This window comes from Delftia sp. 11MD (genome assembly GCF_050907895.1).
Lineage (GTDB): Bacteria > Pseudomonadota > Gammaproteobacteria > Burkholderiales > Burkholderiaceae_C > Comamonas > Comamonas tsuruhatensis.
In genome coordinates, this window is record NZ_CP194333.1 from 2,886,378 (window position 1) to 2,912,832 (window position 26,455).

A 26,455-nucleotide genomic window follows, 5' to 3' on the forward strand; every position below is an offset into this window, starting at 1 on the left:
TCAATCGTCTTCGAATCGTGGATCTGGGTCATCGCTGTAGTTGATGGGGTCGTAGGCAAGGCTTTCGCGATGATCCAGCTCTTCGGCCTTGCGTCCGAGGAAATCATCGTCACCTTGCGGCGCTTGCTCCGCCATCCTGGCTGCCACAGCGAGAGCGACCAGCAACAGCGCCGCCCAGACCGAGACATACAGCAACACGCCGAGGGTCGCCAGCTTGACCCCCCAGATCAGCACCGCTGCACCGCCCGCCGGCAGTCCTTGCGCCATCAGCCATTGATGCACCCGACGCTCCGCGCGCAGGCAACCGCCCCATACACCGCCCAGCCAGCGGCCGAGTCGCGCTGCGGTGGTCATGCGTGCGGTGTGCTTCATGGTTGGCTACCTCATGGTCGTTCCACGGTCGTTGGGCAAGGCCGTGCCGGTTTCCTTCATGCCTGCCGCGCCGCGAATGCTTCGGCGGTCATGATCAAGCCGGGAAAGTCCTCTCGCATGGCGAGAATGTCCGCATCCCCCGTGATCAACGCATCCGCCTTGCCGACATGCGCGAGCACCAGGAACACCTGGTCCTTCTTGTCGCGGCAGACCGGCAGGTCTGGCCATGGCGCAGGCAGTTCCACCACATCGGCGTAGGGCAGAAAGTCCGCCAGCAACTCCTGCTGTTCCGAGGTCGACAGCTTGAACTTGGGATAGGCCAGGACGCGCAGGAGTTCACTGGCCGTCTCCCGGCAGACCAGCGGCTGCAACTGCTGGTGCTGCCAGGCGTGGCGTATCCAGGCCAGGCGTCCGGCACTGAAGATCAGCGCCGACAGCACGATGTTGGTGTCGATGACGACCCTGCGCATCACTGCCGTGCCCAGGCCACGGCATCCTCAACGTCCTGCTCGGTGATCCCGAGTTGCTCCAGCTTCTCGCGCACAGCCTGTGCCTTCTGGACGCGCACGGGGGTCAGGACGATCCGACCGCCCTCGACGGTGACGTCGAAGTACTCCGCCGCATCCACGCCGGACACGGCCGCCTTGGGCAGCGTGATCTGATTTTTCGATGTGAGCTTGGCAAGCATTGGAGGCCTCCATAAGTTTCAAAGGAAATCTTACTTCCTTACTTCATTCTCGACAAGCATGCCTTCGGGCGCAGGGGTTTCAGGGCCTGCTGCGCTTTCAGCGCCGGTTGAAACGGACTGATCTGGTGAAAACACAGTGCCTGTTCCGCTCGATCCTGGAGCGCACCGGCTCCGCATTGATTGCGGCACACGAAGCCGACTGCCCCTATATCAAAGGGCTTGTCGAAGGCCAAAGGGCTGGGGATGGAGCAAGGGAATGGCCTCAAGGGGAAAGGCCCTACCCGAAAAGGCCAAAAGGCTCCTCCGGCCAGCCCATCACCAGGATGTCGCCATGCTTTCGCTGTTCCAGCGCAAACGGGTGCCGCTGGCCACCGCCGCCGCGCCACCTCCTGCCGAGCCTGCCAAAGGGCTGACGCCACCGCAGTCGGCCGCAGCGCTGCTGGCGGAGCCGCGCCGGCAGCGGCTGCTGGAACACATCTGGCAGCGCACCTCGCTGTCGCGTCGGCAGTTCCGCTCGCTGTACCTCGCGCCGCTGGAGCGCTACGCCGAGCTGGTCCAGCAGTTCCCGGCCTCGGAGGCGTATCACCATGCATGGCCGGGCGGCATGCTGGACCACGGCCTGGAGATCGTGGCCTACGCGCTCAAACTGAGGCAGTCCCACTTGCTTCCGGCCGGCGCCTCGCCCGAGGCCCAGGCCGCGCAAGCCGAGGCCTGGACCGCCGGGACCGCCTACGCCGCGTTGCTGCACGACATTGGCAAGATCGCGGTCGACCTGCACGTCGAGCAGGCCGATGGCCTGGTCTGGCACCCCTGGCACGGGCCGCTGCGGCAGCCGTACCGCTTTCGTTACCGGACGGATCGCGAGTACCGGCTGCATGGCGCCGCCACGGGACTGCTCTACACCCGTGTGCTCGATGCCGGCATCCTCGACTGGCTGAGCGACTACCAGGACCTGTGGTCGGCGCTGCTGTACGTGCTGGCGGGCCAGTACGAGCATGCCGGCACGCTTGGAGAGCTGGTCGTCAAGGCTGACCAGGCATCGGTGGCCCTGGCGCTCGGCGGTGATCCGGCCAGGGCGATGGCGGCGCCGAAGCATGCGTTGCAGCGCAAGCTGCTGGATGGCCTGCGCTACCTGCTGCGCGAGGAATTCAAGCTGAACCAGCCCGGCGGCCCGTCGGATGGATGGCTGACCCCGGAGGCACTCTGGCTCGTCAGCAAGACGGTCAGCGACAAGCTGCGCGCGCACCTCCTGTCGCAGGGCATCGAAGGCATTCCATCGAACAACACTGCCGTCTTCACGGTGCTCCAGGACCATGGGATCGTGCAGCCCGCCCCGGATGGGAAGGCGATCTGGCGGGCCACCGTCACGAGCGGCACCGGCTGGTCGCACAGCTTTACCTTCCTGCGCCTGTCGCCGGCCTTGATCTGGGAGTCCGGCGAGCGTCCCGCACCGTTCGCCGGCACGGTCACGACGGAAGAGGCCCTCCCTGGCGATGAGGCAGCGCCGGCCTCCGCCGGCATCCCGGCCACCTCACCGTCCCCTGGGGTGGCGGATTCGCCGGCCGGGATCGCGGACCCGGTCTCCGATCTGCTGTCGATGCTTGATGCGTCCGACGCAACCACCACCAGTGCATCGTCCGCCAGCGCGGAACCGCCATCACCATCCGCCGCCGCAACTGCGGCAGTGACTCATTTGGCGCCGACCAGTCCTGCCACCATGCCGGCTCCCACCAAGGCCACGCCGTCCGGGGAAGACTTCATTGCCTGGCTCAAGCAAGGCATCGAATCGCGCAAGCTCATCATCAACGATGCGAACGCACTGGTGCATACCGTCGTTGGCACGGCGTACCTGGTCAGCCCCGGCGTTTTCCAGCGCTACGTGCAGGAACATCCGGAGATCCAGGTGCTGGCCCGGCAGGACAATCTGCACGACTGGCAATGGGTGCAGAAGCGCTTCGAGAAGCTGGGACTGCACCGCAAACAGGACAGCGGCCTGAACATCTGGACCTGCGAAGTCACCGGGCCGCGCAAGTCGCGGCGGTTGCACGGCTATCTGTTGGCGACGCCTTCGACATTGTTCGCGGAAGTCCCGCCGGACAACCCCTACCTGTCCCTGACGCGGAGCTAGCAGCACGAAAGGCGCCAGCGCGCCTCATGGTGATCGGCGACACAGCGCACGCAGCACGCTTGCCAGCTTCTTGACAGCGATCTCCAGTTCATGGGGTGCATGGGCAGCAAATCCCATGAGGAAACCGGCCCCATCCCTGCCCGATGCATGGCGGCGCGATGCATGCAGCGCGGTCAGCCCCAGCAGGTCGATGCCGACCCGCCGTGCCGATTCCACCGCCTCGCGCTCGGGAATGTCGCGGATGAACACGCAAGGCATCTGCATCCCGCCAGCGGGCACCCTGGGCTCCACGAAGTCGGCCAGGTGCTGGCGCACCAGCTGCGCCAGCACATCGCGGCGTTCCGCATAGACGGCCCGCATGGTTCGCACATGGGCTCCGAAATGCCCACCCTCGATGAAGCGAGCCAGGGTGAGCTGCGGGATCGGTGCGCTGTGCCCATCCAGCAGGGTGCGGGCCACGGTCATGGGCGACACCAGAGCCTCCGGCAGCACCATGTAGCCGATGCGCAGGCCGGGGAACAGCGACTTGGTGAAGGTGCCGATGTAGATCGTGCGGCCGTGGGGGTCGAGCCCCTGTACGCATGCGGTGGGCTTTCCTTCGTAGTGGAATTCGCTGTCGTAGTCGTCCTCGATGATCCAAGCCTGGTGCTGGCGGGCCCATTCGATGACGGCCAGGCGCCGGTCCAACGCCAGCGTAGCCCCGGTTGGGAACTGGTGCGAGGGCGTCAGGAACACCACCCGGGCGGCATTGCAAGGGGTCTGCGCCTTTGCCAGCAGGTGCGCTATCTGCATGCCTTGGTCATCCATCGGCACGGGCACGCAATCCAACCCGGCGGCGTCAAATGCCTTGCGCGCCCCGTGGTACACGGGGTCTTCGATGAAGATGCGCTCGCCAGCATCGAGCAGCACGGTGGCGCACAGGGTCATGGCCTGTTGGGAACTGGTCAGCACCAGCACGCGCTCGGGTGTGGCCTGCGCGCCTCGTTCGAGGTTGACGTAGGCGGCAATGGCGCGTCGCAACGGCTCCATGCCCTGCGGTGGGCTGTGCAGCAGCGCCAGGGTGCCGTACTCCTTCAACACCTGCCGCTGCAAGCGCTCCCAGGTTGGCAGCGGAAAGCTGCGCGTCTCCGGCACGCCGGGCGCGAAGGGGCGCGACATCAGGAAGTCGCGCACGCCGCCGCCCTGGAGCATGGCATCGCCGCGCCGGCTCAGGCGCAGGGGTGCCTTGCGATCCACGCTCGTGCGCCGTGGTCTGCCGCGCCCGGGCAGCCACCGGGCCTGCTCGGACACGAAGCTGCCACTGCCGACCCGCCGCTCAATGAAACCTTCGGCGTGCAACTGGCCATAGGCCGACTCCACCGTGTCGCGGGACACCCCCAGCGACTTCGCCAACGCGCGCGACGCGGGCAGGGGGCGGCCTACATCGAGCGCGCCATCCAGGATCAACTGGCGAATGGCCCGCTGTACCCGTGCATGCAGGGGCAAGGCGCCGTGCGCGGGGTCGCCGAGCCAGGCTTTGACGGATTCAAGTTGGGCATGCTTGAACAATTGGTAGGTACTTCATCTGGAAATTGGTAGGGAACATCATGCCATTACAAGTCTATCGTCTCATGGTCATTTCATCCCCATGCCAGGAGCCCAATTCAGATCATGCCGTCGGATCCTTCAGCTTCGCCCGTTCGTTGGAACGATCTCACCCATCCCGTCGTGGCCGGACTGATTTCGGTCATCGTCAACTATGGCGGCACTTTCATCCTGGTGTTCCAGGCAGCCAAGGTCGCGGGCCTGAGCCCGGAGCTGACGGCCTCGTGGGTGTGGTCGATTTCCATTGGCGTGGGCGTGACAGGCATCATTTTGAGCTGGGTATCCCGCGAACCGATCATCACCGCCTGGTCCACGCCGGCAGCGGCGTTTCTGGTCACAGCACTGGCAACCACACCTTATGCCGAGGCCGTCGGGGCATACCTGATCTCGGCTACCGCCTTTGTGCTGCTGGGCCTGTCGGGTTGGTTCGAGCGCGTTATCCGTTTGATACCGCCAGGCGTGGCTGCCGGGCTGCTGGCCGGCATCCTGCTGCAATTCGGCACTGGCGCCTTCGGCGGCTTGAGCGTCGATCCGCTGCTGGCGGGACTGCTGATCGCCGCCTATCTGGTGTTCAAGCGCTTTTCCGCGCGCTATGCGGTGGTGGGCATCCTGGTGCTGGGATTGGTATTCCTGCTGGCGCAGGGCCGCGTCGATCTGTCGGGACTGAGCCTGAAACTGGCCGCGCCGGTGTTCACCATGCCCGCGTTCTCGCTCAACGCCTTGTTGAGCGTGGCGTTGCCGCTGTTCCTCATTACCCTGACCGGGCAGTACATGCCGGGCATGCTGGTATTGCGCAATGACGGCTTCAAGACCAGCGCCAACCCCATCGTGACCATCACGGGCCTGGGTTCTCTGCTGATGGCGCCGTTCGGTTCGCACGCCTTCAACATCGCGGCGATCACCGCCGCCATCTGCACGGGCCGGGAGGCACACGAAGACCCGTCCAGGCGTTGGATCGCGGGGATGGCCGCTGGGGTGTTCTACGTTCTGATCGGCGTGTTCGGGGTGACGTTGGCCGCGGTCTTCATGGCCTTCCCGGCGACCTTCATCACCACGCTGGCGGGCCTGGCCCTGCTGGGGACGATCGGCGGCAGCCTAGCCACCGCCATGTCCGATGCCAGGACCCGGGAAGCCTCACTGATCACGTTTCTGGCGGCCGCCGCCAACATCACCCTGCTGGGCATTGGCGGGGCGTTCTGGGGGTTGGTGCTAGGGCTGGCGGCGCATGCTGTGCTCAACGGGCGGGTGCTGCTGCGGGTACGTACATCGGTCATTACGCCTACGCCTGCAAACGAGAGGGTGAAGTGATGACCGAGGCTTTCAACACACGGACTGACGGTTACGCCAACCGTGCCGAATTCGAGGAATCTCCCATGCAGACGACCGCCCCTCACCTGATGCGCGCCTACGCCCGCCAACCTGTCTCTTTCGTGCGCGGTAACGGCGCGCGGCTCTGGGACGATCAGGGTGTGGAGTACCTAGATGCCATTGCCGGTGTCGCGGTTACCAGCCTGGGTCATGCCCACCCGGAAATCGCGGCCGTCATCGCCGAACAGGCCGGGGCGCTGCTGCACACTTCCAACGTGTTCCGCATCGACTGGCAGGAGCAGTTGGGGGAACGCCTGTGTGCGCTGACCGGGATGGAAAGCGCCTTCTTCTGCAACTCGGGTGCGGAAGCCAACGAAACCGCCCTCAAGTTGGCCAGGCTGCATGCCCATCGCAGGCAGGTGGCACGACCGCAGATCCTAGTCATGGGCAACGCCTTCCATGGCCGCACGCTGGCCACGCTCGCCGCCACAGACAACGCGGCCAACCAGCAGGGTTTCGGGCCGTTGCTGCCTGGCTTTCTGCGTGCTCCCTACGGTGATATCAGCGCGGTACGCCAGGCGGCAGAACAATCCCCGGACATCGTGGCGGTGTTGATCGAATCTGTACAGGGCGAGGGCGGCATTCGGGTGGCCAGTGCCGAATACTTGCGCGAACTGCGCGCTTTATGCGACCAGAGGGACTGGTTGCTGATGCTCGACGAGATCCAGGCCGGCATGGGGCGCACCGGCGCGTGGTTCGGATACGCGCACGCGGGCATCTCACCGGATGTGGTGACCCTGGCGAAAGCGCTGGGCAATGGCTTTCCCATCGGCGCGTGCCTGGCGCGCGGTATTGCGGCAGACCTGTTCTCGCCGGGCCAGCACGGCTCGACCTTCGGCGGCAATCCGCTGGCTTGCCGGGTGGCCTGCACCGTCCTCGACATCATGGCCCGTGACAGGATGCCCGAGCGCGCCATGGTGCTGGGCGCTCGCTTGCTGGTGGGCCTGCGCAAGGCGCTGGCAGGTCACCCGCACGTCCTCGCCATTCGCGGCCTGGGACTGATGGTGGGTATCGAACTGGACCGGCCCTGCAAGGAACTAGTTGGGCGCGCGCTGGCTGAGCAGCGCCTGCTCATCACCGTGACCCGAGACACCGTGATCAGGCTATTGCCACCATTCGTTTGCGACGAGCGTCAGATTGACGACATCGTGGTGCGTGTAGCGCGCCTGCTTTCATCGGACCTGGTTGATTGCGAGGTTTGGTCTGTTCCGGCTCAGCCGATGGACATCACCGTATGACGTCCAACCCCAACCGCTATCCGCCCGACCAGGACGCACACCATGTATGACACTTCTGTTGCCCTCGCCGATTTCGACCCGGAACTTGCCCTGGCAGTCCACCACGAAGCGCGCCGTCAGGAGGATCATGTCGAACTGATCGCCTCCGAGAACTACGCGAGCCCTTTGGTGATGGCCATCCAGAATTCGGTGTTCACCAACAAGTACGCCGAGGGTTACCCAGGCAAGCGCTACTACAGCGGCTGCGAGCATGTGGACGTGGCCGAACGCTTAGCCATCGAGCGGCTCAAGGTGCTATTCGACTGTGATTGGGCCAACGTCCAGCCCCATGCCGGCGCCCAGGCCAACGCAGCCGTGTTTCTGGCGCTGGCCAACCCCGGCGATACCGTGATGGGCATGAACTTGGCTCAGGGTGGCCACCTGACCCACGGTAACCCATCCAACTTCTCCGGCCGCCATTACAAGATCGTGCCTTATGGACTCGACCCCCTAACCGGGCTGATTGACTACGACGAGATGGAGCGCATCGCGATGCAGGCACGGCCGAAACTGCTGATCGGCGGCTTCTCCGCCTATTCGCGGCACAAGGACTGGGCACGCATGCGCGCCATCGCCGACAGGGCGGGTGCCATCTTCTGGGTGGACATGGCCCATGTCGCCGGCCTGGTGGCGACAGGCGAGTATCCTGACCCGTTGCCCCACGCTCACGTGGTCACCAGCACCACCCATAAGACCCTGCGCGGCCCGCGTGGCGGTATCATTCTCTCGAAAGGGCAGGACGAGGGCCTTTACAGAAAGCTCGACTCCGCCGTATTCCCCGGCGTCCAGGGCGGGCCGCTGATGCATGTTATCGCCGCCAAGGCGGTGGCGTTCAAGGAGGCGCTGCAACCTGCATTCAAGGCCTACCAGCGCCAGGTGGTGGCGAACGCTCGCGCCATGGCCGCCGTGATCCAGCAGCGCGGCCACAAAATCGTTTCGGGCGGTACCGACAATCACCTGATGCTGATCGACCTGTCCGCCAGGCCCTACACCGGTAAGGATGCGGACGCGGCGCTGGCCGATGCCTGGATCACCACCAACAAGAACAGCGTGCCGGGCGACCCGCGTTCGCCGTTTGTGACCTCTGGCGTGCGCATCGGCACGCCCGCCGTGACCACGCGCGGCTTCGGCGTGGCCGAGTGCGAGGAACTGGCCGGCTGGTTGTGCGACGTGCTGGATGCATTGGAAACCGGTGGTGTTGGATTAATTGCCGTGCGGGATCGAGTAAGACAGCAGGTGGCGGATCTGTGCCGTCGCCATCCCGTCTATCGATAGGTAATCACTGACGGCAATGCGGCGCCTGCGTACTACCTCGTTGTAGGTGAGAGACGCAACGCCGACCTAGACAGCGTCTTCCTGTTTTTCGGACAGTTGCGCCTCGGTCGCAGCCATCAGTGCCGCGGCCGAGCAACCCAGCCCCTTCGCGATCCGCAGGATCAACACCAGCGTGGGCATGTGCTCGCCGCGCTCGATCTTGCCCATGTGCGACCGGGCGATGCCCGCTTGTTCCGCGAGCACCTCCTGCGCCAGCCCCTGCGCGGACCGGGCCTCGCGCACGGCAACGCCGAAAGCGCGCGCTGGCTCGCTTTCATAGGTTCTTGTTCCCGCAGGTCTCCCGCGTTGCACCGATCGCTTCTGCATCAACAGAAGCGTTACGTGCCAAGCGAATTTAAACCACGTTAAACTTATCTCATTGACCGATGGCACGCGGTTTTCTCCAGTGTCGGCGTTGTGCAGGTGACACGATGATCGCTTCCGATCCTTTGAACATTGCCCTGTCGGACTGCCTGGCCTATCCCCGGTTGTCGATACCGATGGCGGAACATCGTCGGCGCTATCCGGACAACCCGATTCGTCTTCACGAACAGCGCTTGGAGGATCAGCATCGAGGACTGCTCGCGGGGGCTTTCGAGGCAGGCCTCTGCCAATCGCCCGCAGCACCCGAAGGCATCGAAGTCCGACCCGTCTGGCGCGACGCGCTGGCATTGGCCGTGTCGGCCCACCACCCCTTGCTGGCCTTCGCGTCAGTGTCCCTGGAGCAGGCGGCCGACCACCCTTGGATCGCCCTGGATGGGCGCGACTGTGCTGGATACTGCGGGCAGATCGACTCACTGCTGACGGTGGCCGGCGTCGTCCCCTCGACCGTCATGACGGCCACATCGTTCGGGTTGATGATGACCTTGGTGGCCGCCGGCTACGGTGTCTGCCTGGCACCCGCCGCCCGCATCGAGGGCCATCGTGCCCTTGGCGTTGTCCAGCGTCCCTTGCAAGAGGGCGCGCTGATGCTCACCACGTACTTCCTGAGCCGTCGAAATACGGACAGCACCCGCCTGGAGCCGTTCTTCCAAGCGCTCCAGGCAAGCGCCTGACCGAACTTCGGCGCGACCCTGGCTCGATCAGTCTCCGGGCGTCACTTCGGCGGCATCGGCAGCGACGGCTTCGCGCACCAGCCGCTGCACGCTTTGCCGGACCTGCTCAGGGAACTCGGTCGTCACGGCTGGCTCGCTCGCCTGCATGCACTGTGCGGCCACCAGCCGCGCGGCAAGGTGCAGGTTCGTTGGATTAACGGCTTCGATGGCCGGCCGTGTCCCGAGAGCCTCGTACGAGCGCAGGAGTGCGTAGTAGATGTCCCAGGTGTCGATGCCCCGTGGCAGTTGCTTCAGGACGGACTGGACCAGCCTGCGCTTGAGCGGATCGAGCTGCCAGTCCGGCACGCGCTGCCCGCGGTGTCCCATGTGGATCGACAGCAGGTTGCCGGCCTGGATCTCGTAGGTGATCCAGCGGCGCGACTTGCCCGCGAGCTTGGCGTAGTCCGCCACCGAGAGGTTGTGTGGCGCCTCGAAGGTCTCCAGCACTTGCAGGCGTTCGCGCTGCACCTCCGACAGGCGCGGCCGCGCGTACTCGGGCATGCGCACGGCCGACAGCCGCTGCACCGATGCCGGCGCTTCGGGTTGGTTGGACGTCGGCGCGGTCACGATCAGCTGCGGCGCGGTGAGGTCGACCACCGGCGGCTGCACGGCCGCCTGGCCGGCGATGGTCGGCAGGCCCTGAAGCGTGATGGTCAGATGCCGGCTGGCAACCTCGACCTGGTTCTGCTCGAACAGGTCCAGACGATCGGCCCAGTCCTGCATCATGACGCGGCGCTGCTCGACGTATTCGGCATGGTTGTAGGTCGCGCTGATCTTGTCTGGATCGGCATGCGATAGCTGGGCGTCCACCCATTTCTTCGGGTAGCCGAGTTCGTTCAGCGCCGTCGAGATCGTCGCCCGGATGCCATGCCCTGTGAGTTGGTCCTCGTAGCCCATGCGCTTGAGCGCGGCGTTGAGCGTGTTCTCGCTGATCGGGTTCTTCAGGCACCAGTCGCCTGGGATGAGATGGACCTGGGCCGGCTTGCACTGGTCCAGCAGGTGGCGAACGATCTCCTGCGCCTGCACCGACAGCGGCACGATGTAGGGCGGGATGTCGATGAGGCGCTTGCGCTTCTTCTTGGTCAGCAGCTTGCGCTGCTTGAGCCTGGCCACCGGGATGACCCACAGGCCCCGGTCGAGGTCGAACTGATCGGGCGTGGCGAAGCGCAGCTCGCCGGTGCGTACACCAGTGAGCATCAGCAGCCGGATGCCCAACTGCGTGTTCAGACGCCCGCGGTACTTGCGCAGTGTCTGCAGCATGACCGGCAGCTCGTGCATGCGCAGGAACGGGTTGTGTTCGACCGGCGGCAACGGCAGCGCGACCACTTCCAGGTCTCTGGACGGGTTATCGCCCATGTTGGGAATCGCCACCGTGGCGTAGGTGAACAACTGGGTGAACCAGGTCCTCAGCTTCTCGGCCACCGACAGCGAGCCGCGCTTTTCCACCTTACCGATGCTGTCCAGCAGGTGTGCGCGGGTGATCTCGTAGATGGTCAGGTGCCGCAGCGAGGGGAACACATCTTTCTTGAAGACACGCCCGATCTGTTCCAGGCTGGTCTGCCGTCCTTCCTCCAGCGAGAGCCGGCGATGGGCCAGCCATTGCTCGTAGACGGCCATGAAGGTGTGCTCGCCGGCCAGGACGATCGCGTGCCGCTTGCGCTTGCGTTCGCTGTGGGGATTGATGCCCTTGGCGAGCAGCGAGCGGGCTTCATCGCGAAGCGCACGGGCGTCCTTCAGGGAAAGCGCCGGATAGTTGCCTAGGGTGATGCGCTCACGCTTGCCAAACCACGAATAGCGGAAGTGCCAAGCCTTGGTGCCGATGGCGGAAACGTAGAGATAGAGGCCGTCGAAGTCGGCCAGTGCGTATGGCTTGCCGGTGGACTTGGCCTGCCGGGCCATGAGGTCTGAAAGCATGATCCCAACTCCATGAAGGCGAGTTGAGTGCCATGTTTCCCATCGGACCCCGGCTCCTCCAGCAACAATGCGGCAGGGGAAGTTCGCGCATTGTTTGGGCCACTTTTTGTACCAGTTTGGGCCGGCCGTCAGTGGATTTCGCTGGACGTCACTGGAACGGATTTTCTGGAAAAGCCGAACCGTGACAATGACTTGCAACACTCCATGGACGTCCTTGGAACACCATGGAAAGTCGAAGTGGAGCGGGCGATGGGAATCGAACCCACGTCATGAGCTTGGGAAGCTCAGGTCCTGCCATTGAACGACGCCCGCCTTGGTTGAGCCATTGTCGAATCATGCATTTCTTCGCTAGATGCTTGTTTTCTTGAGAGCTTCACGGCGCGTTTGCCGCAAAACCTCAACTTGGCACCCAGCGAAATCTATCTGCACCTGCAACCTTGGCGTAGGTTCGGGCGTAGGTTTTTGCCTCCTACGTCGCTGGCAATAGAACCTGCGCCATGACTCTGGGTGAGATTCTAGTGCTATTCGATTCGCGGTCTGCAAAGCAGCTTCAGCCAGGCTCGCACCTGCTCGTGAAGGGGTGCGATGAATTGCGATAGGTCACCTCCCAATCGCACAAAACACGGGCCTACCGCTACAAACAGCTCTGCTGGCCTGATGAAGTAGGTGAGGCTCGGGCACTGGCCCGAGATAGCGCTTTGCAGAGGCTGTCTCAGTTCAGGGAGACAAGCGCGGGGGTAGCGCAGGAGTTGATCCGGTCACTGCCCGTCGCAAGGCAGCACTGGCCAAACATGGTCCTGCCGTATCGTCTAAGGTGCGTGCGCTGCTGGAGGGTTTCCGCGATCACCTTGCGCGGAGCGCTCTGGCGCGAATGCTGGGCGAGGTACCAGAGCTTGCCTGGACAGTGCCGCGTGACGTGACCTGTGGCCAAGCTTACGACGTACTCGATAAGCGATGAGACCCTCGGCGGCCAAGCAGCTGCGGGCACAGCTGGGGCAGGCGTGGGACTGGGGCTCGATGCAGGAAAGATCGGTAGGGAGGCGCCGAACTGTTGGCGTAGCCTTCTCAAACGCCAGCTGTGTTCCAAGGGGAAAACCGCCGGGGGGAAGCATGTGGGGTTTCGGCGCCGGGTGCTGTCCCAGGCGGAACCGCGCAAGCTCCTGTCGTGTCCCCGGACGGATATGTCGCAGAGCGCGCTGGATGGCCAGCCCACTGACGTGCATGGTGGCCCTATAGGTTCCGCCCGGCTGTTTGTCATAGACGTTAGTGGCGATGGGTTCGGGTTTCGTGGTCACGATGCCGGTCCTTTCTGCTGCCGCAAGGGCTTGTGACCGGTCATTTCGAGGTTTCCTTTCTGAGAGGGGCAGTCGCCGAAGGGCAGGGCATCGTCGCGGTGGTGGTCTTTGGGCAACTACCAATGCATCAAGCTCATGCTAGAAGGCCTGAGTCCGGTGCAGTACCGAAATCAGGCCTTGAGCCGCTAACTTCCAACCGTCCAACTTCATGGGGTCAGTTCAAAGCGGGCTTCGTCGTTTCAATGGTGCACTTGACAAAGCTGTAGGGTGCAAGCGCGCTGCCAGGCTTCCGACGGATTCCTGGGCTGGCTACACTTTTCTTTCCACAGAGAAGGGAAGTCATGGGCACAGATATCTACGTTTCGACGCTGACCGCCGATCTGGAGCAGCAGTTCATCGACGCGGTCGGACAGAGCCGCAAACTGCACGCTCCATGGGTTTCGCCGCCCAGCACGGCACAGGAGTTCCAGGGCTACCTGGCTCGCGTGCAGGAGCCGTCGGGTGCGGCATTTGTGATCTGGGAGTGGCGCAGCGATGGTTTTGCCGGGGTCGTGCAGATCACGAACATCCTGATGGACCCGTTCCGCTCTGCCCATATCGACTTCTTTGCATTCTCGGGCTTCGAAGGGAAGGGCCTGATGAAGGAGGGCCTCGCGCATGTCGTGAAGCAGGTCTTCAGGACTTCGAAGCTGCATCGGCTGGAAGCCAACATTCAGCCTGAGAACAAGGCAGCCATAGCACTGGTGAAGTCCTGTGGTTTCAAGTTGGAGGGGTTGTCGCCCGCATTCATGAAGGTCGGTGGTCGCTGGCGAGATCACGAACGCTGGGCGCTGTTGTCCGCGTAGTCGCTGCCCGGATCCGTCAGCGCCTGAGGGTTCTCCATGAACTGGTCTCGCAAAGGACGCAGCACCTTGTCATCCTGGGAAGTGACGAGACGTCGAAGAAGGTAAAGCACACCGAGGTGCAGACAAGGCCTAACAGTGGGCTTGTTCTTGCCTGACGTATCCCCCGAAAACAGCTGGACAGCGTCCGGAACTACAGGGGCGAGATCTGCGGCGCGACAAACGCAAAAAAGCCGCATAGGTGCTGAGATGACAGGCGAAGGCGCTCGTTACAATGGAACTCCATGGTTCACTGCACTCTCACCACTACCATCTCCACGACCGCTTCCTGCGGACCGTGTGAAGTGCCGTGAGTCCCAGTTGAACCACTTCCCAGGCCCGCCAGCGATGGACAGGGCCCTTTTTTTTGCCCTTGCGTCGCCGGCACCACGCAAGGAGTTGTTCTCATGTTTGCTCTGTTAGTCCTCGATGTTCAGGTCGGCCTGGTCCGAGGCCCTGAACCCATGTGGCGCTGCACCGAGGTGCTGGACACCATCAACACCTTGATGGCACAGGCCCGCCGTGCGGGAGCGCCAGTTTTTCTGGCTCGTCACATCGGTCCCGTGGGAACGCCCATTGGCCCAGGCAGCCCACTGACCCAACTCGCACCCGAACTGCAACTGGACGGCAGTGAGGTTGTGTTCGAAAAACACCGCCCAAGCGCCTTTGCAGGCACCGATCTGTTGCAGCAGCTTCAAGCACGCAACGTGACCGGCCTGGTCATCACCGGCATGAAGACTCAGTACTGCGTGGACACCAATTGCCGGGTCGCTCGCGATCTGGGCCTTGATGCCGTCCTTATTGCGGATGGACATACTTGTGCCGACACCCCCCAGCTTGCAGCGCAGAAGATTGTGGAACACCACAACGCGACGCTGGCAGGGGCGTTTTGCGCGGTCATGCCCGCAAACGCCTGGGATTTCTCGGCACCGGTTCACACCTGATCTGCTGAAGTCCGCCCATATTGAGGCACACGCTAGCGATTGCAGCGCCATTTGTCTTTCAGACCACCGGGCCATGGGCCAATGCCGACGGCCTGGTCCTGCCTTGCGCTGATTCCCTGACCTGTGCTTGTCCGACAAGGGCGTGCCTGGGCGGCACCCATGCTTGAGGCCATGAACACACCTCCTCCCAACACCCCTGGCCAAGTGCCCACGTCGTCGTCCCGCAACCGGTTCGCCACCAAGCGGACCATGTACATCGCCGCAGCCGTCGTGGCCGTGGCGCTGATGATGGTGTTTGCGCCCTGGTAGGCGCGATCCACTGTCATGGTCCCGCCCATGCCCGAAAGGGCATGAGAAAGCCCGCCATTTGGCGGGCTGTCGTTTTGGGGAATCGCTTGCCTCAGTGCGCAGGGTGCGCCGTCGGTGCTTGCGCCGTGGGGAGTCGGGCCAGCTTCTGCGAGCAATCGCTGCACACGTGCCACGCATGGAATTGGCGGGCGCCTGTGGCGGGCTTTTCCTGTTCGCACTGCATGCAGAAGACGGCGGGGGCCAGGTCCAGGAGCCGGATCGGCTCTCTGCCTTTCTTGGGACTACGCATAGCTCTCCTTCAAAGTGTTGCTCCTCGGTATCCATTGGGCGCCGGGTTGGAAAAGGCGGTCGTCAGCGGGCGCGCCAAGGCGCAGCAGAAGCCGGCGCCATCGAGGGTGCGTGTTCAACTTACAGCCAGGCCGTCTCACGGTTGTGACTTTTGCATGACCGTGTGGGGAAGGCGCCGCAGCTGTTTGACAGCGTGCTTCGGGCAGCCCTAGAATTTTTGCTCCCATCCCTGCGACCATTGCGAGCCTGACATGAACCTGTGACGCCTTCGGACCTTCGTCCGACCAATCCCCCGAAGCCCTTTGCCGGCCGACGGCGGACGCCTGCGTCACCTCCTGCCTGTTCGTTGATTGCTCTGCGTTTCCTGAACGCAACCCGGCGTCGCCGTGCGGCCTCCTTTCGGAATTTTTGAAAGAGTGCCCATGACGGAATCCATCGATATCCTTGCCCACAACACGGCCGCCTGGAACCAGCAGGCTGCCAAGTCCTGCGACTGGTCGCGCCCGGTCGACAGCGCCGAAATAGCACGGGCCCGCGCCGGAAGCTGGCAGGCGCGGCTCACGCCAGGCCCCTTGCCTGCCGGCTGGCTGGAGGATGTACGCGGCCTGCGCATCCTCTGCCTTGCCAGCGGCGGCGGCCAGCAGGCGCCCATTCTTGCTGCGGCGGGCGCCCAGGTCACCGTCTTCGACGCCTCAGCCGGCCAGCTTGCGCAGGACCGGCACGTGGCCGAGCGCGAAGGCCTTGCGCTGACCTGCGTGCAGGGCGATATGCGCGATCTGGGGGTCTTTGCAGACGCCAGCTTTGATGTGATCTTTCACCCCATCTCCAACCTCTACGTGCCCGATGTGCGGCCCGTGTGGCGTGAATGCGCGCGGGTGCTGACGACGGGCGGGCGTCTTCTGTCCAGCTTCTGGAATCCGGTGGTCTTCGTGGAGGACCGTGATCCTGCATTGCGCGAGCAAGGACTCGTGCGGCCCGCCTGGCGTCTGCCGTATTCCGATGTGGCGGATTTGCCGCCCGAGGCGATTGCGGCCAAGCGCGAGCGCAACGAGGCCCTGGTGTTCGGCCATACGCTGGCCGATCAGATCGGGGGGCAGTTGGATGCGGGGCTTGTGCTGACGGGCTTCCACGAGGACTGGCAGCCCCACGCCCGTTTTGTGATCGAGAAGTTCGTGCCGACCTTCATTGCGACACGTTCGATGAAGGTCTGAACGCGCTACCTACGGCCTGGACCGGCCTTGCCGCGCTCAGGTGCGCAAGGCCGGTATCCAGGTCTGTTGCTGGGCGGGTTCTGCCACGGGCTGCGCCGGTTGCGGTCGGGGAGCAGGGCCTTTGGCCTGGGGCGATGGCTGGGCCTGCCGCACCTGCTCGGCGCCGGACTTGGCCAGCAGCAGCATCACGGCCATGCAGATCAACGTCAGCAAGAGCACCACGCAGATGGGGCCCAGATCCACGGAGGCGATGTCCAGCCCCTTCAGCGACTGCCAGCGTTCTGAGCGTATTTCCAGCGGTTCTTCGGGATCGGCCATGACACCTCCACTGCGTTGAGTGTGCCTCCATGCTAGGCGCAAGTGAGCATGCAAACAATATGGGAACTTCGCCAGGATGCGAGGGTATACCGCAGGCAGCTACTTGACCCACATCAATTGCGCCGCCACGGCCAGGGCGATGGCCAGCAGCACCAGCAGCACCAGCCTTGCCACGATGGTGACCGCCTTGCGGCGCGCTGCTTTGCGGGTGTTGCGCGGACGAGGTGGGGTAGGCGGCGGCTGCGTGGCATCCAGGGCTGCAATTCTTTCCAGCCAGTCCTGGGTTGTTGGCAGGGCAGTGGCGGGCGGTGACGAGGACGGGGACGAACCGGGCTTGCCGCGGTTCATGGCTCCAGCTCCTGCCGCATCTCTTCCAGCACCTCCAAGGCGCCCTGGATCATGGCCTGCCTGTGCTCCAGCGCAGCCTTCTGGGTCTGCAGCCGTTCCAGCTGCTCGGCTACCTGCGCCTCGTCGGCCCGCAGCTTCTTCAGCCGCTCCTGTATGGCCTCCATTTCCGGGGCGCTCATCTGCCAATCCTCCAGCATGCGAAGGGCGTGGCACGTGGCCCGGTCCCTTCTCACAATTCACACGATGCCGGCAATTATCTGTGCGTCTTAGCGACTGGCTATGAATGAATTGATATAGATTGTCATCGGCTGGCGCAGAAGGGGGCCGAAAGCTTGCCGCTGCACGCGCACGGTGCTGCGCAGATCAGAGCAGCGCAGTTCAATGCGCGAGGAATTTGAGAAAGATCCGCCCCTGCCGCGTTCTGACCTCGGTCCCTTCGATAAAGCCCATCAGTCTGGCCGAGCCGTCCATGGAGTACAGCGCCGGCCCATCGATGCGGTAGATGAGCCTGGTCCCGCACCGGACGAATTCATCGCCTTCGACACGCCCGATTTCGTGTCCGCGCCCATCAAGCACAGTCCACGAGCGTCCTGCAATCATGGCCTCACCCGGCGGTTGCCGGTCCCCAAGTAAAAGCGTCAATCTAAGGAACGCTGGGCGTCTGAGTCTGAGCGAATCTGAGCAGTTGTGCAAAGCCGGGCCACCGATGCCTCGGGTGGCACCCTGCGCAAATTCGTGTGCGCCCGGCCCAAGCCGCATCACGCCGGCCAAAAGAAGCTGGCTGCGGTCTAGGGGCACTGCGCGCTTGGGCGCTTGAGTGGTGCGCAGGCAAGTAGAATTGTTTCATATCAAAGACATGCTGCTCTGAAAGTTGCAGCGACCGGGCCCGCTTGGCGGGCCTTGTGCATGGGGTGCCGTCCCGCAGCCTGTATCTGGGTGCATGTCCTGATTCTCTGTGGGCCCGGCCTGCGATCCAATCTCGCGCATGGGGCTGAGCCTTCTCGTCAAATTGCTCTCATTTATGAAGTTCTGCTGTCGCCAACCGGATGCGCCTGTGGCATTGCCTTGCGGCTTGCCTGGGGTCAGTTCCGTCCGGTGGACGCTGCGCTGCGGAGGGCGGAGGTGAACGAGCAGGCGCTGTACGATCTGGCCCCCGTTCTGGAGCTGATGCTGCTGGGCCTGTTGCTGGCGCTGGGACCCTTGGCCTGGGTGTGGCTGCGCAACCGCAACGGTGGCTCGCTCAAGCGGCTGCAGGCACTGTCGGTGCTGACGCTGTTCCTGACTTTCGACCTGGTGCTGTTCGGCGCCTTTACGCGCTTGACCGATTCCGGCCTGGGCTGCCCTGACTGGCCGGGCTGCTATGGCAGCGCCAGCCCCATGGGCGCCCGCGCGCAGATTGCCGAGGCGCAGGCCGCCATGCCCACCGGGCCGGTGACGCATGGCAAGGCATGGATAGAGATGGTCCACCGCTATCTGGCCACCACCGTGGGCGTGCTCATCATCGCCATGACCATCATGGCCTGGCGGCGTGCGCGCCGCCAGGGCAGGGCGGGTGGCGCCCAAGGCGTGGAAGGCGCACGGCGGGGGGCCATGAGCCCCTGGTGGCCCACGCTGGCGCTGTTCTGGGTCTGCCTGCAGGGTGCCTTTGGCGCCTGGACCGTGACCATGAAGCTGTTTCCGGCCATCGTGACCCTGCACCTGCTGGGCGGCACGGGCCTGCTGGCCTTGCTGTGCGTGCCCGCCGTGGGGCTGAGCCGGGAGGCACGCCAGCAGCAGGCAACGGTGATTTCCCCGGGCCTGCGTGCTCTGCTGTGGCTGGGCCTGGGCTTGCTGGTGCTGCAGGTGGCACTGGGTGGCTGGGTCAGCACCAACTATGCGGTGCTGGCCTGCAGCAGTTTTCCGACCTGCCAGGGCAGTTGGTGGCCGGCCATGGATTTTTCGCAGGCGCTGCAGATCTGGCGTCCGCTGGGCCTGCTGCAGGACGGCAGCAACATCAGCCTTGCGGGCCTCACGGCCATCCACTATCTGCACCGCCTGGCGGCCTATGTGGTGGTGGCCGCGCTGGCCGGGCTGTGGTGGCGTTTGGGTGAAGTGCCCGCACTGGCGTTGCAGCGCCGCGTGCTGGGTGCGTTTTTGGTGCTGCAGGTGCTGACAGGCCTGTCGAACGTGGTGCTGGACTGGCCGCTGGTGGCTGCAGTGCTGCATACGGGTGGCGCAGCCGCGCTGGTGACCGTGATTGTTTGGTGCCTGGCGGCCAGTCGCCCGGGCACGCTGCGGGCCGGGTTGCCGGTTGCCCGTGGAGAGATTGCATGAGTAAACAAGCTTCCCTGAGTGTCGAGTCCTCACGCTGGACGCAGTTCTATGCCCTGACCAAGCCGCGCGTGGTGCAGCTGATCGTGTTCTGCGCGCTGATCGGCATGGTGCTGGCCGTGCCGGGCTGGCCCAACGCCGACCAGTGGCTGCACATGGCGCTGGCCTGCCTGGGCATCTGGCTGGTGGCGGGCGCCGCAGCGGCCTTCAACTGCCTGGTGGAGCGCCATATCGATGCGCGCATGAAGCGCACCTCCTGGCGGCCCACGGCGCGCGGGGAGCTGACCAGCCAGCAGGCCCTGGCCTTCTCGGCCATCCTGTGCACGCTGGGTGCGCTGGTGCTGCTGCTGTGCACCAATCCGCTGACCATGTGGCTGACGCTGGCCACCTTCGTGGGCTATGCCGTGATCTACACGGTGATCCTCAAGCCCGCCACGCCGCAGAACATCGTGATCGGCGGCGCCTCCGGCGCCATGCCGCCCGTGCTGGGCTGGGCCGCGATGACGGGCCAGGTCGGACCCGAGGCGCTGATCCTGTTTCTCATCATCTTCCTGTGGACGCCTCCGCATTTCTGGGCGCTGGCGCTGTACCGCGTGGAGGACTACCGCCAGTCGGGCCTGCCGATGCTGCCCGTCACGCATGGCAGCGAGTACACGCGGCTGCAGATCCTGCTGTACACGGTGATCCTGTTCGCAGCCTGCATGCTGCCCTTCATGTACGGCATGAGCTCCTGGCTGTACCTGGTGGTGGCCGTGGTGCTGAGCGTGGGCTTTTGCGGCTATGCCTTCGCGCTGTGGCGCAATTACTCGGACGAGCTGTCGCGCAGGACTTTCCGCTTCTCGCTGGTGCATCTGAGTGTGCTGTTCCTGGCACTGCTGATCGATCACTACCTCTGGCTGGGCTGATGGCCTGAGGGCCATGGCCGCGCAATGACAAACCGGGCCCTTGAGGCCCGGTTTGTCTTGGTGCCTGCCGTCTTACTTGATCTGCCGCTTTTCCAGCTTGCGCGCCAGCGTGCGCCGGTGCATGCCCAGGCGGCGTGCGGCCTCGGAGATGTTGAAGTCGCTCTCGGCCAGGGTTTCGTGGATGTGTTCCCACTCCAGTGTCTTGATGGAAGTGGGGTTGCGCGACAGCTCCACGTCGGTGCGGCCTTCGAGGCGGCCGAAGGCGGCCTCGATGTCGTCGGTGTTGGACGGCTTGGCCAGGTAGTGGCAGGCGCCGAGCTTGACGGCCTCCACGGCCGTGGCAATGCTGGCATAGCCGGTGAGCACGACGATCAGCGCCTCGGGGTTGTGCTGGTGCAGCATCTGCACGCAGCTCAGGCCCGAGGCATTGCCGGCCAGCTTGAGGTCCATGACGGCGTATTGCGGCGAATGCGTCTGCAGCAGCTCGCGCACTTCCTCGGCGCTGGCGGCCTGCAGCACGCGGTAGCCGCGCCGCTCGAACGATCGCGTCAGCGTGCGTGCAAACGTTGCATCGTCTTCAACCAGCAGCAGGAGGCGGGAGCTGTCCATGGGCGATTCGGGTTCCTGTGGGCGCCGCTTCAGGCGCCGGGTTCAATGGCAATCGATGACAGGGGCAGGCGGATCTCCACCTCGCTGCCCCTGGGCGGGGTGTTCCTCACCTGAACGCGTCCGCCCAGCGAGCGCGCCACGTTGAGCACCAGGAACAGGCCCAGTCCGCGGCCCGGGCGCTCCGTCTTGGTGGAGATATGGCGCTGGCCCAGCTGCTCCAGCACGGCAGGTGCAAAGCCGGGACCCTTGTCGCGCACGGTGATGCACAGCATGCCGGTGCGCACGGACAGGTGCAGCGCCACATGGCCGGGAGATGCCTCGGCGGCATTGTCGAGCACATTGCAAACCATTTGCTGCAACGCGGTATCCGAAAGAATGGGGAAGTCCTCTTCGGCCTGGACATAGTCGAAACGCTCTACCGCATGGCGTGACTGCCATTGGGCGACCACTCCATCCATGAAGGCATGCAAGGTCGTGGCCTGGGGAGCGTCGGCGCGGGTTTCGCCGGCGGACATGAGCACGCTGGAGACGATGGATTTGCAGCGCAGCAGCTGCTGCTGCATCTCCTGCAGGTCGGCGAGCAGATCGGGATCTTGCGTGATGACGGGCATGCGCTGCCAGTCGCCCAGGATGACGGACATGGTCGACAGCGGCGTGCCCAGCTCGTGCGCCGCGCCCGTGGCCAGCAGGCCCATGCGCACGATGTGCTCTTCCTCGCTGGCGCGCTGGCGCATGTTGGCCAGCCGCGCGTCGCGCCGTCGCAGGTTGGAGACGATGCGGCGCAGGAAGACCACCAGCAGCACCGTGGTCAGCCCGAAGCTGATCAGGATGCCGCTCACGTACAGGCCGGGCAGCCCGTCCGGTCCCGCCGCGCCAATGGGCAGGGGCCAGTGCACGATGGCCAGCACCAGGGTGCACAGCGATGTGCTGGCAACGATGATCCAGGCGTGCACGGGCCTGAGCAGCACGGCGCCCAGAATGCCCTGCAGCAGGAACAGGTAGATGAAGGGATTGCTGGCGCCGCCGCTCAGATATAGCTGTATGGCCAGGGCGAGCACGTCGGCCAGCAGGGCCAGGAACAGGTTGCGCGCCGAGATCTGGCGGCGGTGGCTGCGGTACCAGTAGATGTAGCCGAGGTTGGTGAACACGCTGGCCATCAGCACCAGGGCCATGGCCGGCAGCGGCAGGTTGATGCCGAAGCCGTAGTGCACCAGGGAGATGGTGATCACCTGCCCGACCACGGCAAACCAGCGCAGCTGTATCAGCAGCTGCATGTTCTGGCGTTCGGTGGTGCGCTCGACGCGGAACAGGGACTCTGAAGGCGAATTCACGCGGGCGATTGTGCGCTACCGCAGGCAGCCGTGGCGCGGCAGGGTCTTGTAGAGGACTGAAGAAAAAGGGCCACCGATGTCATCGATGGCCCCATTGCCTGCGCAAGGCGGTTCTATGGCTTGCCGGCCGGCTGCTGGTCATTGCGCCTGACCAGCCAGGCGGCACCGACCACCATCAGCGCCAATCCGTACCAGGTCAGTGCGTAGACCATGTGGCTGTTGGGAAAGCGGATCACGGTCATGCCCGGGCGCGGCCAGGTGCCGTCCGCCACGGGCTGGCCGGGCAGGCCGGCGTCGATGAAATAGGGCGCTGCCTTGCCAAGGCCCTGGGCCTGTGCAATGGCCGCCACATCGCGCGAGAACCAGCGCTGCTGAGCAGGATCGTTCTCGCGCAGAAAACCGCCGCGCGGCTCGCTGATGCGCAGCAGGCCGGACACCGTTACCTGGTCCTGGGATGCCTGCCCGGGCTGCGCCTGCCAGCGTGCGCGCTGCTCCGTGGGGATGAAGCCCCGGTTGACCAGCACCTGGCTGCCATCGTCCAGCTGCAGCGGCGTCAGCACCCAGAAGCCTGCTCCCAGCTCGGTCACGGCCTGGGTCAGCACGGTCTTGCCTGTCAGCCATTGGCCGCTGGCCTGCACAGCGCGGTATTCATGGTCTGCGGCCGTGATCTGCGGCCATTCGGCGGGCGGGGGCAGGGCAGCGGGCGCGGCGTGCACGCGCTGCTCCACGCGCTCTATGAGATCCAGCTTCCAGGCGCGGCGCTGCACCTGCCAGCTGCCCAGGAAGATGAAGCCCAAAAACAAGGCGATGCCCACCGAGATGAGCATCGCCTGAGCGAGTGGGCCGCGCCGGCGCGATGCGCCTGCGCGGCTGGAGGGCCCGGAGTTTCCGGATGCGGTCAAGGCGTGACCACGGCCGGTGCCGTCTGCGCCGCAGGATCGGCCGGCATGGTGTGCTGGGGCATCATGTTGGTGTTCATGTGGAACATGACCCACAGCGTGCCTGCGATGCCGATGGCCACGAAGACCACGGTGAAGATGGTGGACAGCAGGGTCCAGCCGCCTTCGATCTTGCCGTTCATGTGCAGGAAGAAGACCATGTGGACCAGGATCTGCACCACGGCGAAGCCGCCGAGCACCATCACGGCCGTCGAGCGGTCCGAGATGATGTTGCCCATCACCAGCCAGAACGGAATGGCCGTCAGGATGATCGAGAGCACGAAGCCCCACATGTAGCCCGAGAACGTGCTGTGCGGGCCGGCATCGTGGTGGTGGTCGTCATGGCCGTGATGGTCGTGGTGACCGTGGCCGGCGTGGATGTCGTGTGCAGCCATTTACAGCACCCCCATCAGATAAACAAAAGTGAAGACGCCGATCCAGACCACGTCCAAGAAGTGCCAGAACATCGACAGGCACATCAGGCGGCGGTTGTTCTCGTGCGTCAGGCCGTGCTTGTTGATCTGGATCATCAGCGTGACCAGCCAGATCAGGCCGAAGGTCACGTGCAGGCCGTGGGTGCCCACCAGCGTGAAGAACGAGGACAGGAAGGCGCTGCGCTGAGGGCCAGCGCCCTCGTGCAGCAGGTGGGAGAACTCATAGAGTTCCAGGCCCAGGAAGCACAGGCCGAACAGGCCGGTGATGGCCAGCCACATCTGCGTGCCGCCCAGCTTGCCCTGCTGCTTTTGCAGCATGGCGAAGCCGAAGGTGATGGACGACAGAAGCAGGAAGGCCGTGTTCATCGCCACCAGGGGCAGGTCGAACAGCTGGGCGCCCGTGGGGCCTGCAGCGTAGTTGCGGCCCAGCACGCCATAGGTGGCGAACAGCGCTGCAAAGATCAGGCAGTCGCTCATCAGGTAGAGCCAGAAGCCCAGAGCGGTGCCGTTTTCGGGATGGGGCTCCTCGGCGAGGTGGTACTCACGCGGGGCCAGGGCGGCAGCGCCGCCTGCGGTGTAACGGATATCAGACATGACGTGCCAGCTGTTGTGTGCGCAGTTCTTCCGTGGCCGCGACTTCCGCGGCGGGGATGTAGTAGTCGCGCTTGTAGTTGAACGTGTGGATGATCGACGCCAGCACGGTGGCGGCGAAGGACACGATGGCCAGGGGCCACATGTGCCAGATCATCGCGAAGCCGAAGACCGTGGACAGCGCAGCGATCACGACACCGGCGCCGGTGTTGGCGGGCATGTGCACGGGCTTGAAGCCGGTCAGCGGACGCTGGTAGCCGTGCTTCTTCATATCCCACCAGGCATCGATCTCATGCACCACGGGCGTGAAGGCGAAGTTGTACTGGGGCGGGGGCGAGGATGTGGCCCACTCCAGCGTGCGGCCTTCCCATGGATCGCCGGTTTCGTCACGCAGCTGGTCGCGCTTGAAGTAGCTGACCACGAGCTGCATCAGGAAGCTGCCGATGCCCAGGGCCACCAGGCCTGCGCCGCAGGCGGCGATGATGAACCAGATCTGCAGCGAGGGGTCCTCGAAGTGGTTGGCGCGGCGCGTCACACCCATGAGGCCCAGCACGTACAGCGGCGTGAAGGCCACCCAGAAGCCGACCAGCCAGAACCAGAACGAGCACTTGCCCCAGAACTCGTCGAGCTTGTAGCCGAAGGCCTTGGGGAACCAGAAGTTGATGCCGGCGAACACGCCGAACACCACGCCGCCGATGATCACGTTGTGGAAGTGGGCGATCAGGAACAGGCTGTTGTGCAGCACGAAGTCGGCCGGGGGAACGGCCAGCAGCACGCCGGTCATGCCGCCGATGGCGAAGGTGCACATGAAGCCTACGGTCCACAGCATCGGCACGGTGAAGCGGATGCGGCCGCGGTACATGGTGAACAGCCAGTTGAAGATCTTGGCGCCCGTCGGGATCGAAATGATCATCGTCGTGATGCCGAAGAACGTGTTCACGCTGGCGCCCGAGCCCATGGTGAAGAAGTGGTGCAGCCACACCAGGTAGGACAGGATGGTGATACACACCGTCGCGTACACCATGGAGGTGTAGCCGAACAGGCGCTTGCGGCTGAAGGTCGAGACGATCTCGGAGAAGATGCCGAAGCACGGCAGGATCAGGATGTAGACCTCGGGGTGGCCCCAGATCCAGATCAGGTTCACGTACAGCATGGGGTTGCCGCCCAGGTCGTTCGTGAAGAAGTTCGTGCCGACGTAGCGGTCCAGCGACATCAGCACCAGGGCTGCTGTCAGGATGGGGAACGAGGCCACGATCAGCGCGTTGGTGCACAGGGCAGTCCAGGTGAAGACGGGCATCTTCATCAGGTTCATGCCGGGTGCGCGCATCTTGATGATGGTCACGATCAGGTTGATGCCCGACAGCGTGGTGCCGACACCGGCCACCTGCAATCCCCAGATGTAGTAGTCAAGCCCGACCCCCGGGTTCTGCGCCCCCAGGTTGGACAGGGCCAGCCAGCCGGAGGTGGAGAACTCGCCCAGGAACAGCGAGATCATCACCAGCACGGCGCCGCCCGTGGTCATCCAGAAGCTGAAGTTGTTCAGGAACGGGAAGGACACGTCGCGGGCGCCGATCTGCAGCGGCACCAGGTAGTTCATCAGGCCGGTCACGAAGGGCATGGCCACGAAGAAGATCATGATCACGCCGTGGGCCGTGAAGATCTGGTCGTAGTGGTGCGGAGGCAGGTAGCCCAGGTTGTCGCCGAAGGCCATGGCCTGCTGCAGGCGCATCATCAGCGCATCTGCGAAGCCGCGCAGCAGCATGACCAGACCGAGGATCATGTACATGATGCCGATCTTCTTGTGGTCGATGCTGCACAGCCAGTCGCGCCACAGCGGGCCCCACAGGCGGAACTTGGTGAGAAGGCCCAGCACGCCGAGGCCGCCGAGCACCACGGCGATGAAGGTCACCAGCACGATGGGCTCATGCGCCATCGGGATGGAGTCCCAGGTGATGCGTCCCAGCAGCCAGTGGGCCTGTGCCGGGGAGGTATGTTCAGACATAT

27 protein-coding genes and 1 tRNA gene are annotated in these 26,455 nt (G+C 64.4%); 12 read left to right on the plus strand and 16 right to left on the minus strand.

What is annotated here, in order from left to right; translation table 11 throughout:
- Genes ACRSCF_RS13055 through ACRSCF_RS13065 form a run of 3 tightly spaced genes read right to left on the minus strand, consistent with a single transcriptional unit; the run spans position 1 to position 1,060 of the window.
- Positions 1 to 372, minus strand: a complete 372-nt coding sequence (locus ACRSCF_RS13055) for a DUF3742 family protein (RefSeq protein ID WP_024889561.1) — start codon at positions 370 to 372, stop codon at positions 1 to 3.
- A gap of 56 nt (positions 373 to 428) precedes the next feature.
- Complete coding sequence (locus ACRSCF_RS13060) at positions 429 to 842, minus strand: putative toxin-antitoxin system toxin component, PIN family (RefSeq protein ID WP_034365179.1); 414 nt, start codon at positions 840 to 842, stop codon at positions 429 to 431.
- Entirely contained in the window at positions 842 to 1,060 is a 219-nt protein-coding gene (locus tag ACRSCF_RS13065) for an AbrB/MazE/SpoVT family DNA-binding domain-containing protein (protein ID WP_021205410.1), read from the minus strand. Before ACRSCF_RS13065 ends, ACRSCF_RS13060 begins: the two co-directional genes overlap by 1 nt.
- Positions 1,061 to 1,391: 331 nt before the next feature.
- Between ACRSCF_RS13065 and mobH the strand changes: the two genes are divergently transcribed.
- Entirely contained in the window at positions 1,392 to 3,188 is a 1,797-nt protein-coding gene (mobH, locus tag ACRSCF_RS13070) for a MobH family relaxase (RefSeq protein WP_034365172.1), read from the plus strand.
- A 24-nt stretch (positions 3,189 to 3,212) separates the two neighbouring features.
- Here the strand turns inward: mobH and ACRSCF_RS13075 are convergent, their stop codons facing one another.
- A complete protein-coding gene (locus ACRSCF_RS13075) occupies positions 3,213 to 4,736 on the minus strand; it encodes a PLP-dependent aminotransferase family protein (RefSeq protein WP_034365169.1) in 1,524 nt (507 codons plus the stop codon).
- 102 nt (positions 4,737 to 4,838) lie between these two features.
- Here ACRSCF_RS13075 and ACRSCF_RS13080 point away from each other — a divergent pair, with 102 nt between their 5' ends.
- The 3 genes from ACRSCF_RS13080 (at position 4,839) to glyA (ending at position 8,692) form a co-directional block, all read left to right on the plus strand.
- Complete coding sequence (locus tag ACRSCF_RS13080; RefSeq protein WP_124086453.1) at positions 4,839 to 6,080, plus strand: benzoate/H(+) symporter BenE family transporter; 1,242 nt, start codon at positions 4,839 to 4,841, stop codon at positions 6,078 to 6,080.
- A gap of 65 nt (positions 6,081 to 6,145) precedes the next feature.
- A complete protein-coding gene (locus ACRSCF_RS13085; RefSeq protein ID WP_029578096.1) occupies positions 6,146 to 7,378 on the plus strand; it encodes an aspartate aminotransferase family protein in 1,233 nt (410 codons plus the stop codon).
- 42 nt (positions 7,379 to 7,420) lie between these two features.
- Positions 7,421 to 8,692: a serine hydroxymethyltransferase gene (gene glyA, locus ACRSCF_RS13090; protein ID WP_024889556.1), complete on the plus strand. Its 1,272-nt coding sequence runs from the start codon at positions 7,421 to 7,423 to the stop codon at positions 8,690 to 8,692.
- 66 nt (positions 8,693 to 8,758) lie between these two features.
- Here glyA and ACRSCF_RS13095 read toward each other — a convergent pair whose 3' ends face one another.
- Entirely contained in the window at positions 8,759 to 9,058 is a 300-nt protein-coding gene (locus ACRSCF_RS13095; RefSeq protein ID WP_029578094.1) for a helix-turn-helix domain-containing protein, read from the minus strand.
- 104 nt (positions 9,059 to 9,162) lie between these two features.
- Between ACRSCF_RS13095 and ACRSCF_RS13100 the strand changes: the two genes are divergently transcribed.
- Complete coding sequence (locus ACRSCF_RS13100; RefSeq protein ID WP_324623210.1) at positions 9,163 to 9,786, plus strand: LysR family substrate-binding domain-containing protein; 624 nt, start codon at positions 9,163 to 9,165, stop codon at positions 9,784 to 9,786.
- A 27-nt stretch (positions 9,787 to 9,813) separates the two neighbouring features.
- On the opposite strand, the gene ACRSCF_RS13105 is transcribed toward ACRSCF_RS13100, so the two are convergent.
- Both ACRSCF_RS13105 and ACRSCF_RS13110 read right to left on the minus strand, forming a co-directional pair.
- Positions 9,814 to 11,739 (minus strand): tyrosine-type recombinase/integrase, encoded by a 1,926-nt coding sequence (locus ACRSCF_RS13105; protein ID WP_034365164.1) that lies wholly within the window; start codon positions 11,737 to 11,739, stop codon positions 9,814 to 9,816.
- Between the two features lie 238 nt (positions 11,740 to 11,977).
- A tRNA-Gly gene (locus tag ACRSCF_RS13110) sits at positions 11,978 to 12,051 on the minus strand.
- 1,091 nt (positions 12,052 to 13,142) lie between these two features.
- Between ACRSCF_RS13110 and ACRSCF_RS13115 the strand changes: the two genes are divergently transcribed.
- The 5 genes from ACRSCF_RS13115 (at position 13,143) to ACRSCF_RS13135 (ending at position 16,667) form a co-directional block, all read left to right on the plus strand.
- The gene (locus ACRSCF_RS13115) at positions 13,143 to 13,223 is read left to right on the plus strand and encodes an IS3 family transposase (RefSeq protein WP_354004185.1); all 81 of its coding nucleotides are present in this window, start codon (positions 13,143 to 13,145) and stop codon (positions 13,221 to 13,223) included.
- Between the two features lie 152 nt (positions 13,224 to 13,375).
- The gene (locus ACRSCF_RS13120) at positions 13,376 to 13,879 is read left to right on the plus strand and encodes a GNAT family N-acetyltransferase (RefSeq protein ID WP_016447197.1); all 504 of its coding nucleotides are present in this window, start codon (positions 13,376 to 13,378) and stop codon (positions 13,877 to 13,879) included.
- 443 nt (positions 13,880 to 14,322) lie between these two features.
- A complete protein-coding gene (locus ACRSCF_RS13125; RefSeq protein WP_016447196.1) occupies positions 14,323 to 14,859 on the plus strand; it encodes a cysteine hydrolase family protein in 537 nt (178 codons plus the stop codon).
- Between the two features lie 171 nt (positions 14,860 to 15,030).
- Complete coding sequence (locus tag ACRSCF_RS13130) at positions 15,031 to 15,168, plus strand: hypothetical protein (RefSeq protein WP_162233967.1); 138 nt, start codon at positions 15,031 to 15,033, stop codon at positions 15,166 to 15,168.
- A 710-nt stretch (positions 15,169 to 15,878) separates the two neighbouring features.
- Positions 15,879 to 16,667 (plus strand): class I SAM-dependent methyltransferase, encoded by a 789-nt coding sequence (locus ACRSCF_RS13135; RefSeq protein WP_244388109.1) that lies wholly within the window; start codon positions 15,879 to 15,881, stop codon positions 16,665 to 16,667.
- Positions 16,668 to 16,703: 36 nt separating this feature from the next.
- Here ACRSCF_RS13135 and ACRSCF_RS13140 read toward each other — a convergent pair whose 3' ends face one another.
- From ACRSCF_RS13140 to ACRSCF_RS13150, 3 genes are all read right to left on the minus strand, one after another.
- A complete protein-coding gene (locus ACRSCF_RS13140; RefSeq protein ID WP_016447192.1) occupies positions 16,704 to 16,985 on the minus strand; it encodes a hypothetical protein in 282 nt (93 codons plus the stop codon).
- A gap of 99 nt (positions 16,986 to 17,084) precedes the next feature.
- The gene (locus ACRSCF_RS13145) at positions 17,085 to 17,333 is read right to left on the minus strand and encodes a hypothetical protein (protein WP_017403886.1); all 249 of its coding nucleotides are present in this window, start codon (positions 17,331 to 17,333) and stop codon (positions 17,085 to 17,087) included.
- A complete protein-coding gene (locus tag ACRSCF_RS13150) occupies positions 17,330 to 17,512 on the minus strand; it encodes a hypothetical protein (RefSeq protein ID WP_016447190.1) in 183 nt (60 codons plus the stop codon). Before ACRSCF_RS13150 ends, ACRSCF_RS13145 begins: the two co-directional genes overlap by 4 nt.
- 943 nt (positions 17,513 to 18,455) lie before the next feature.
- On the opposite strand from ACRSCF_RS13150, the gene ACRSCF_RS13155 reads away from it, so the two are divergent.
- Together ACRSCF_RS13155 and cyoE are read left to right on the plus strand one after the other, a co-directional pair.
- Positions 18,456 to 19,646: a COX15/CtaA family protein gene (locus ACRSCF_RS13155; RefSeq protein WP_244388111.1), complete on the plus strand. Its 1,191-nt coding sequence runs from the start codon at positions 18,456 to 18,458 to the stop codon at positions 19,644 to 19,646.
- Complete coding sequence (cyoE, locus tag ACRSCF_RS13160; RefSeq protein WP_016447188.1) at positions 19,643 to 20,548, plus strand: heme o synthase; 906 nt, start codon at positions 19,643 to 19,645, stop codon at positions 20,546 to 20,548. The genes ACRSCF_RS13155 and cyoE overlap by 4 nt, the downstream gene beginning before the upstream one ends.
- Positions 20,549 to 20,620: 72 nt before the next feature.
- On the opposite strand, the gene ACRSCF_RS13165 is transcribed toward cyoE, so the two are convergent.
- The 6 genes from ACRSCF_RS13165 to cyoB form a co-directional block, all read right to left on the minus strand.
- A complete protein-coding gene (locus ACRSCF_RS13165) occupies positions 20,621 to 21,157 on the minus strand; it encodes a response regulator transcription factor (protein ID WP_012205888.1) in 537 nt (178 codons plus the stop codon).
- A gap of 29 nt (positions 21,158 to 21,186) precedes the next feature.
- The gene (locus ACRSCF_RS13170; protein WP_016447187.1) at positions 21,187 to 22,488 is read right to left on the minus strand and encodes an ATP-binding protein; all 1,302 of its coding nucleotides are present in this window, start codon (positions 22,486 to 22,488) and stop codon (positions 21,187 to 21,189) included.
- A gap of 113 nt (positions 22,489 to 22,601) precedes the next feature.
- Entirely contained in the window at positions 22,602 to 23,315 is a 714-nt protein-coding gene (locus tag ACRSCF_RS13175) for an SURF1 family protein (RefSeq protein ID WP_046239819.1), read from the minus strand.
- A gap of 71 nt (positions 23,316 to 23,386) precedes the next feature.
- Positions 23,387 to 23,821 (minus strand): cytochrome o ubiquinol oxidase subunit IV, encoded by a 435-nt coding sequence (gene cyoD, locus ACRSCF_RS13180; RefSeq protein WP_016447185.1) that lies wholly within the window; start codon positions 23,819 to 23,821, stop codon positions 23,387 to 23,389.
- Positions 23,822 to 24,454, minus strand: coding sequence for a cytochrome o ubiquinol oxidase subunit III (gene cyoC / locus ACRSCF_RS13185; protein ID WP_016447184.1), 633 nt, complete (start codon positions 24,452 to 24,454; stop codon positions 23,822 to 23,824).
- Entirely contained in the window at positions 24,447 to 26,453 is a 2,007-nt protein-coding gene (cyoB, locus tag ACRSCF_RS13190; protein WP_016447183.1) for a cytochrome o ubiquinol oxidase subunit I, read from the minus strand. Before cyoB ends, cyoC begins: the two co-directional genes overlap by 8 nt.
- Between the last annotated feature and the right edge of the window lie 2 nt (positions 26,454 to 26,455).

What these genes read in the sequence shown, in the direction of transcription:
- ACRSCF_RS13055 (WP_024889561.1), bottom strand. Translation starts at nt 372, where the DNA reads ATGAAGCACACCGCACGCATGACCACCGCAGCGCGACTCGGCCGCTGG.
- ACRSCF_RS13060 (WP_034365179.1), bottom strand. Translation starts at nt 842, where the DNA reads ATGCGCAGGGTCGTCATCGACACCAACATCGTGCTGTCGGCGCTGATC.
- ACRSCF_RS13065 (WP_021205410.1), bottom strand. Translation starts at nt 1,060, where the DNA reads ATGCTTGCCAAGCTCACATCGAAAAATCAGATCACGCTGCCCAAGGCG.
- mobH (WP_034365172.1), top strand. Translation starts at nt 1,392, where the DNA reads ATGCTTTCGCTGTTCCAGCGCAAACGGGTGCCGCTGGCCACCGCCGCC.
- ACRSCF_RS13080 (WP_124086453.1), top strand. Translation starts at nt 4,839, where the DNA reads ATGCCGTCGGATCCTTCAGCTTCGCCCGTTCGTTGGAACGATCTCACC.
- ACRSCF_RS13085 (WP_029578096.1), top strand. Translation starts at nt 6,146, where the DNA reads ATGCAGACGACCGCCCCTCACCTGATGCGCGCCTACGCCCGCCAACCT.
- glyA (WP_024889556.1), top strand. Translation starts at nt 7,421, where the DNA reads ATGTATGACACTTCTGTTGCCCTCGCCGATTTCGACCCGGAACTTGCC.
- ACRSCF_RS13095 (WP_029578094.1), bottom strand. Translation starts at nt 9,058, where the DNA reads ATGCAGAAGCGATCGGTGCAACGCGGGAGACCTGCGGGAACAAGAACC.
- ACRSCF_RS13100 (WP_324623210.1), top strand. Translation starts at nt 9,163, where the DNA reads ATGATCGCTTCCGATCCTTTGAACATTGCCCTGTCGGACTGCCTGGCC.
- ACRSCF_RS13105 (WP_034365164.1), bottom strand. Translation starts at nt 11,739, where the DNA reads ATGCTTTCAGACCTCATGGCCCGGCAGGCCAAGTCCACCGGCAAGCCA.
- ACRSCF_RS13120 (WP_016447197.1), top strand. Translation starts at nt 13,376, where the DNA reads ATGGGCACAGATATCTACGTTTCGACGCTGACCGCCGATCTGGAGCAG.
- ACRSCF_RS13125 (WP_016447196.1), top strand. Translation starts at nt 14,323, where the DNA reads ATGTTTGCTCTGTTAGTCCTCGATGTTCAGGTCGGCCTGGTCCGAGGC.
- ACRSCF_RS13130 (WP_162233967.1), top strand. Translation starts at nt 15,031, where the DNA reads ATGAACACACCTCCTCCCAACACCCCTGGCCAAGTGCCCACGTCGTCG.
- ACRSCF_RS13135 (WP_244388109.1), top strand. Translation starts at nt 15,879, where the DNA reads ATGACGGAATCCATCGATATCCTTGCCCACAACACGGCCGCCTGGAAC.
- ACRSCF_RS13140 (WP_016447192.1), bottom strand. Translation starts at nt 16,985, where the DNA reads ATGGCCGATCCCGAAGAACCGCTGGAAATACGCTCAGAACGCTGGCAG.
- ACRSCF_RS13145 (WP_017403886.1), bottom strand. Translation starts at nt 17,333, where the DNA reads ATGAACCGCGGCAAGCCCGGTTCGTCCCCGTCCTCGTCACCGCCCGCC.
- ACRSCF_RS13150 (WP_016447190.1), bottom strand. Translation starts at nt 17,512, where the DNA reads ATGAGCGCCCCGGAAATGGAGGCCATACAGGAGCGGCTGAAGAAGCTG.
- cyoE (WP_016447188.1), top strand. Translation starts at nt 19,643, where the DNA reads ATGAGTAAACAAGCTTCCCTGAGTGTCGAGTCCTCACGCTGGACGCAG.
- ACRSCF_RS13165 (WP_012205888.1), bottom strand. Translation starts at nt 21,157, where the DNA reads ATGGACAGCTCCCGCCTCCTGCTGCTGGTTGAAGACGATGCAACGTTT.
- ACRSCF_RS13175 (WP_046239819.1), bottom strand. Translation starts at nt 23,315, where the DNA reads ATGCTCATCTCGGTGGGCATCGCCTTGTTTTTGGGCTTCATCTTCCTG.
- cyoD (WP_016447185.1), bottom strand. Translation starts at nt 23,821, where the DNA reads ATGGCTGCACACGACATCCACGCCGGCCACGGTCACCACGACCATCAC.
- cyoC (WP_016447184.1), bottom strand. Translation starts at nt 24,454, where the DNA reads ATGTCTGATATCCGTTACACCGCAGGCGGCGCTGCCGCCCTGGCCCCG.
- cyoB (WP_016447183.1), bottom strand. Translation starts at nt 26,453, where the DNA reads ATGTCTGAACATACCTCCCCGGCACAGGCCCACTGGCTGCTGGGACGC.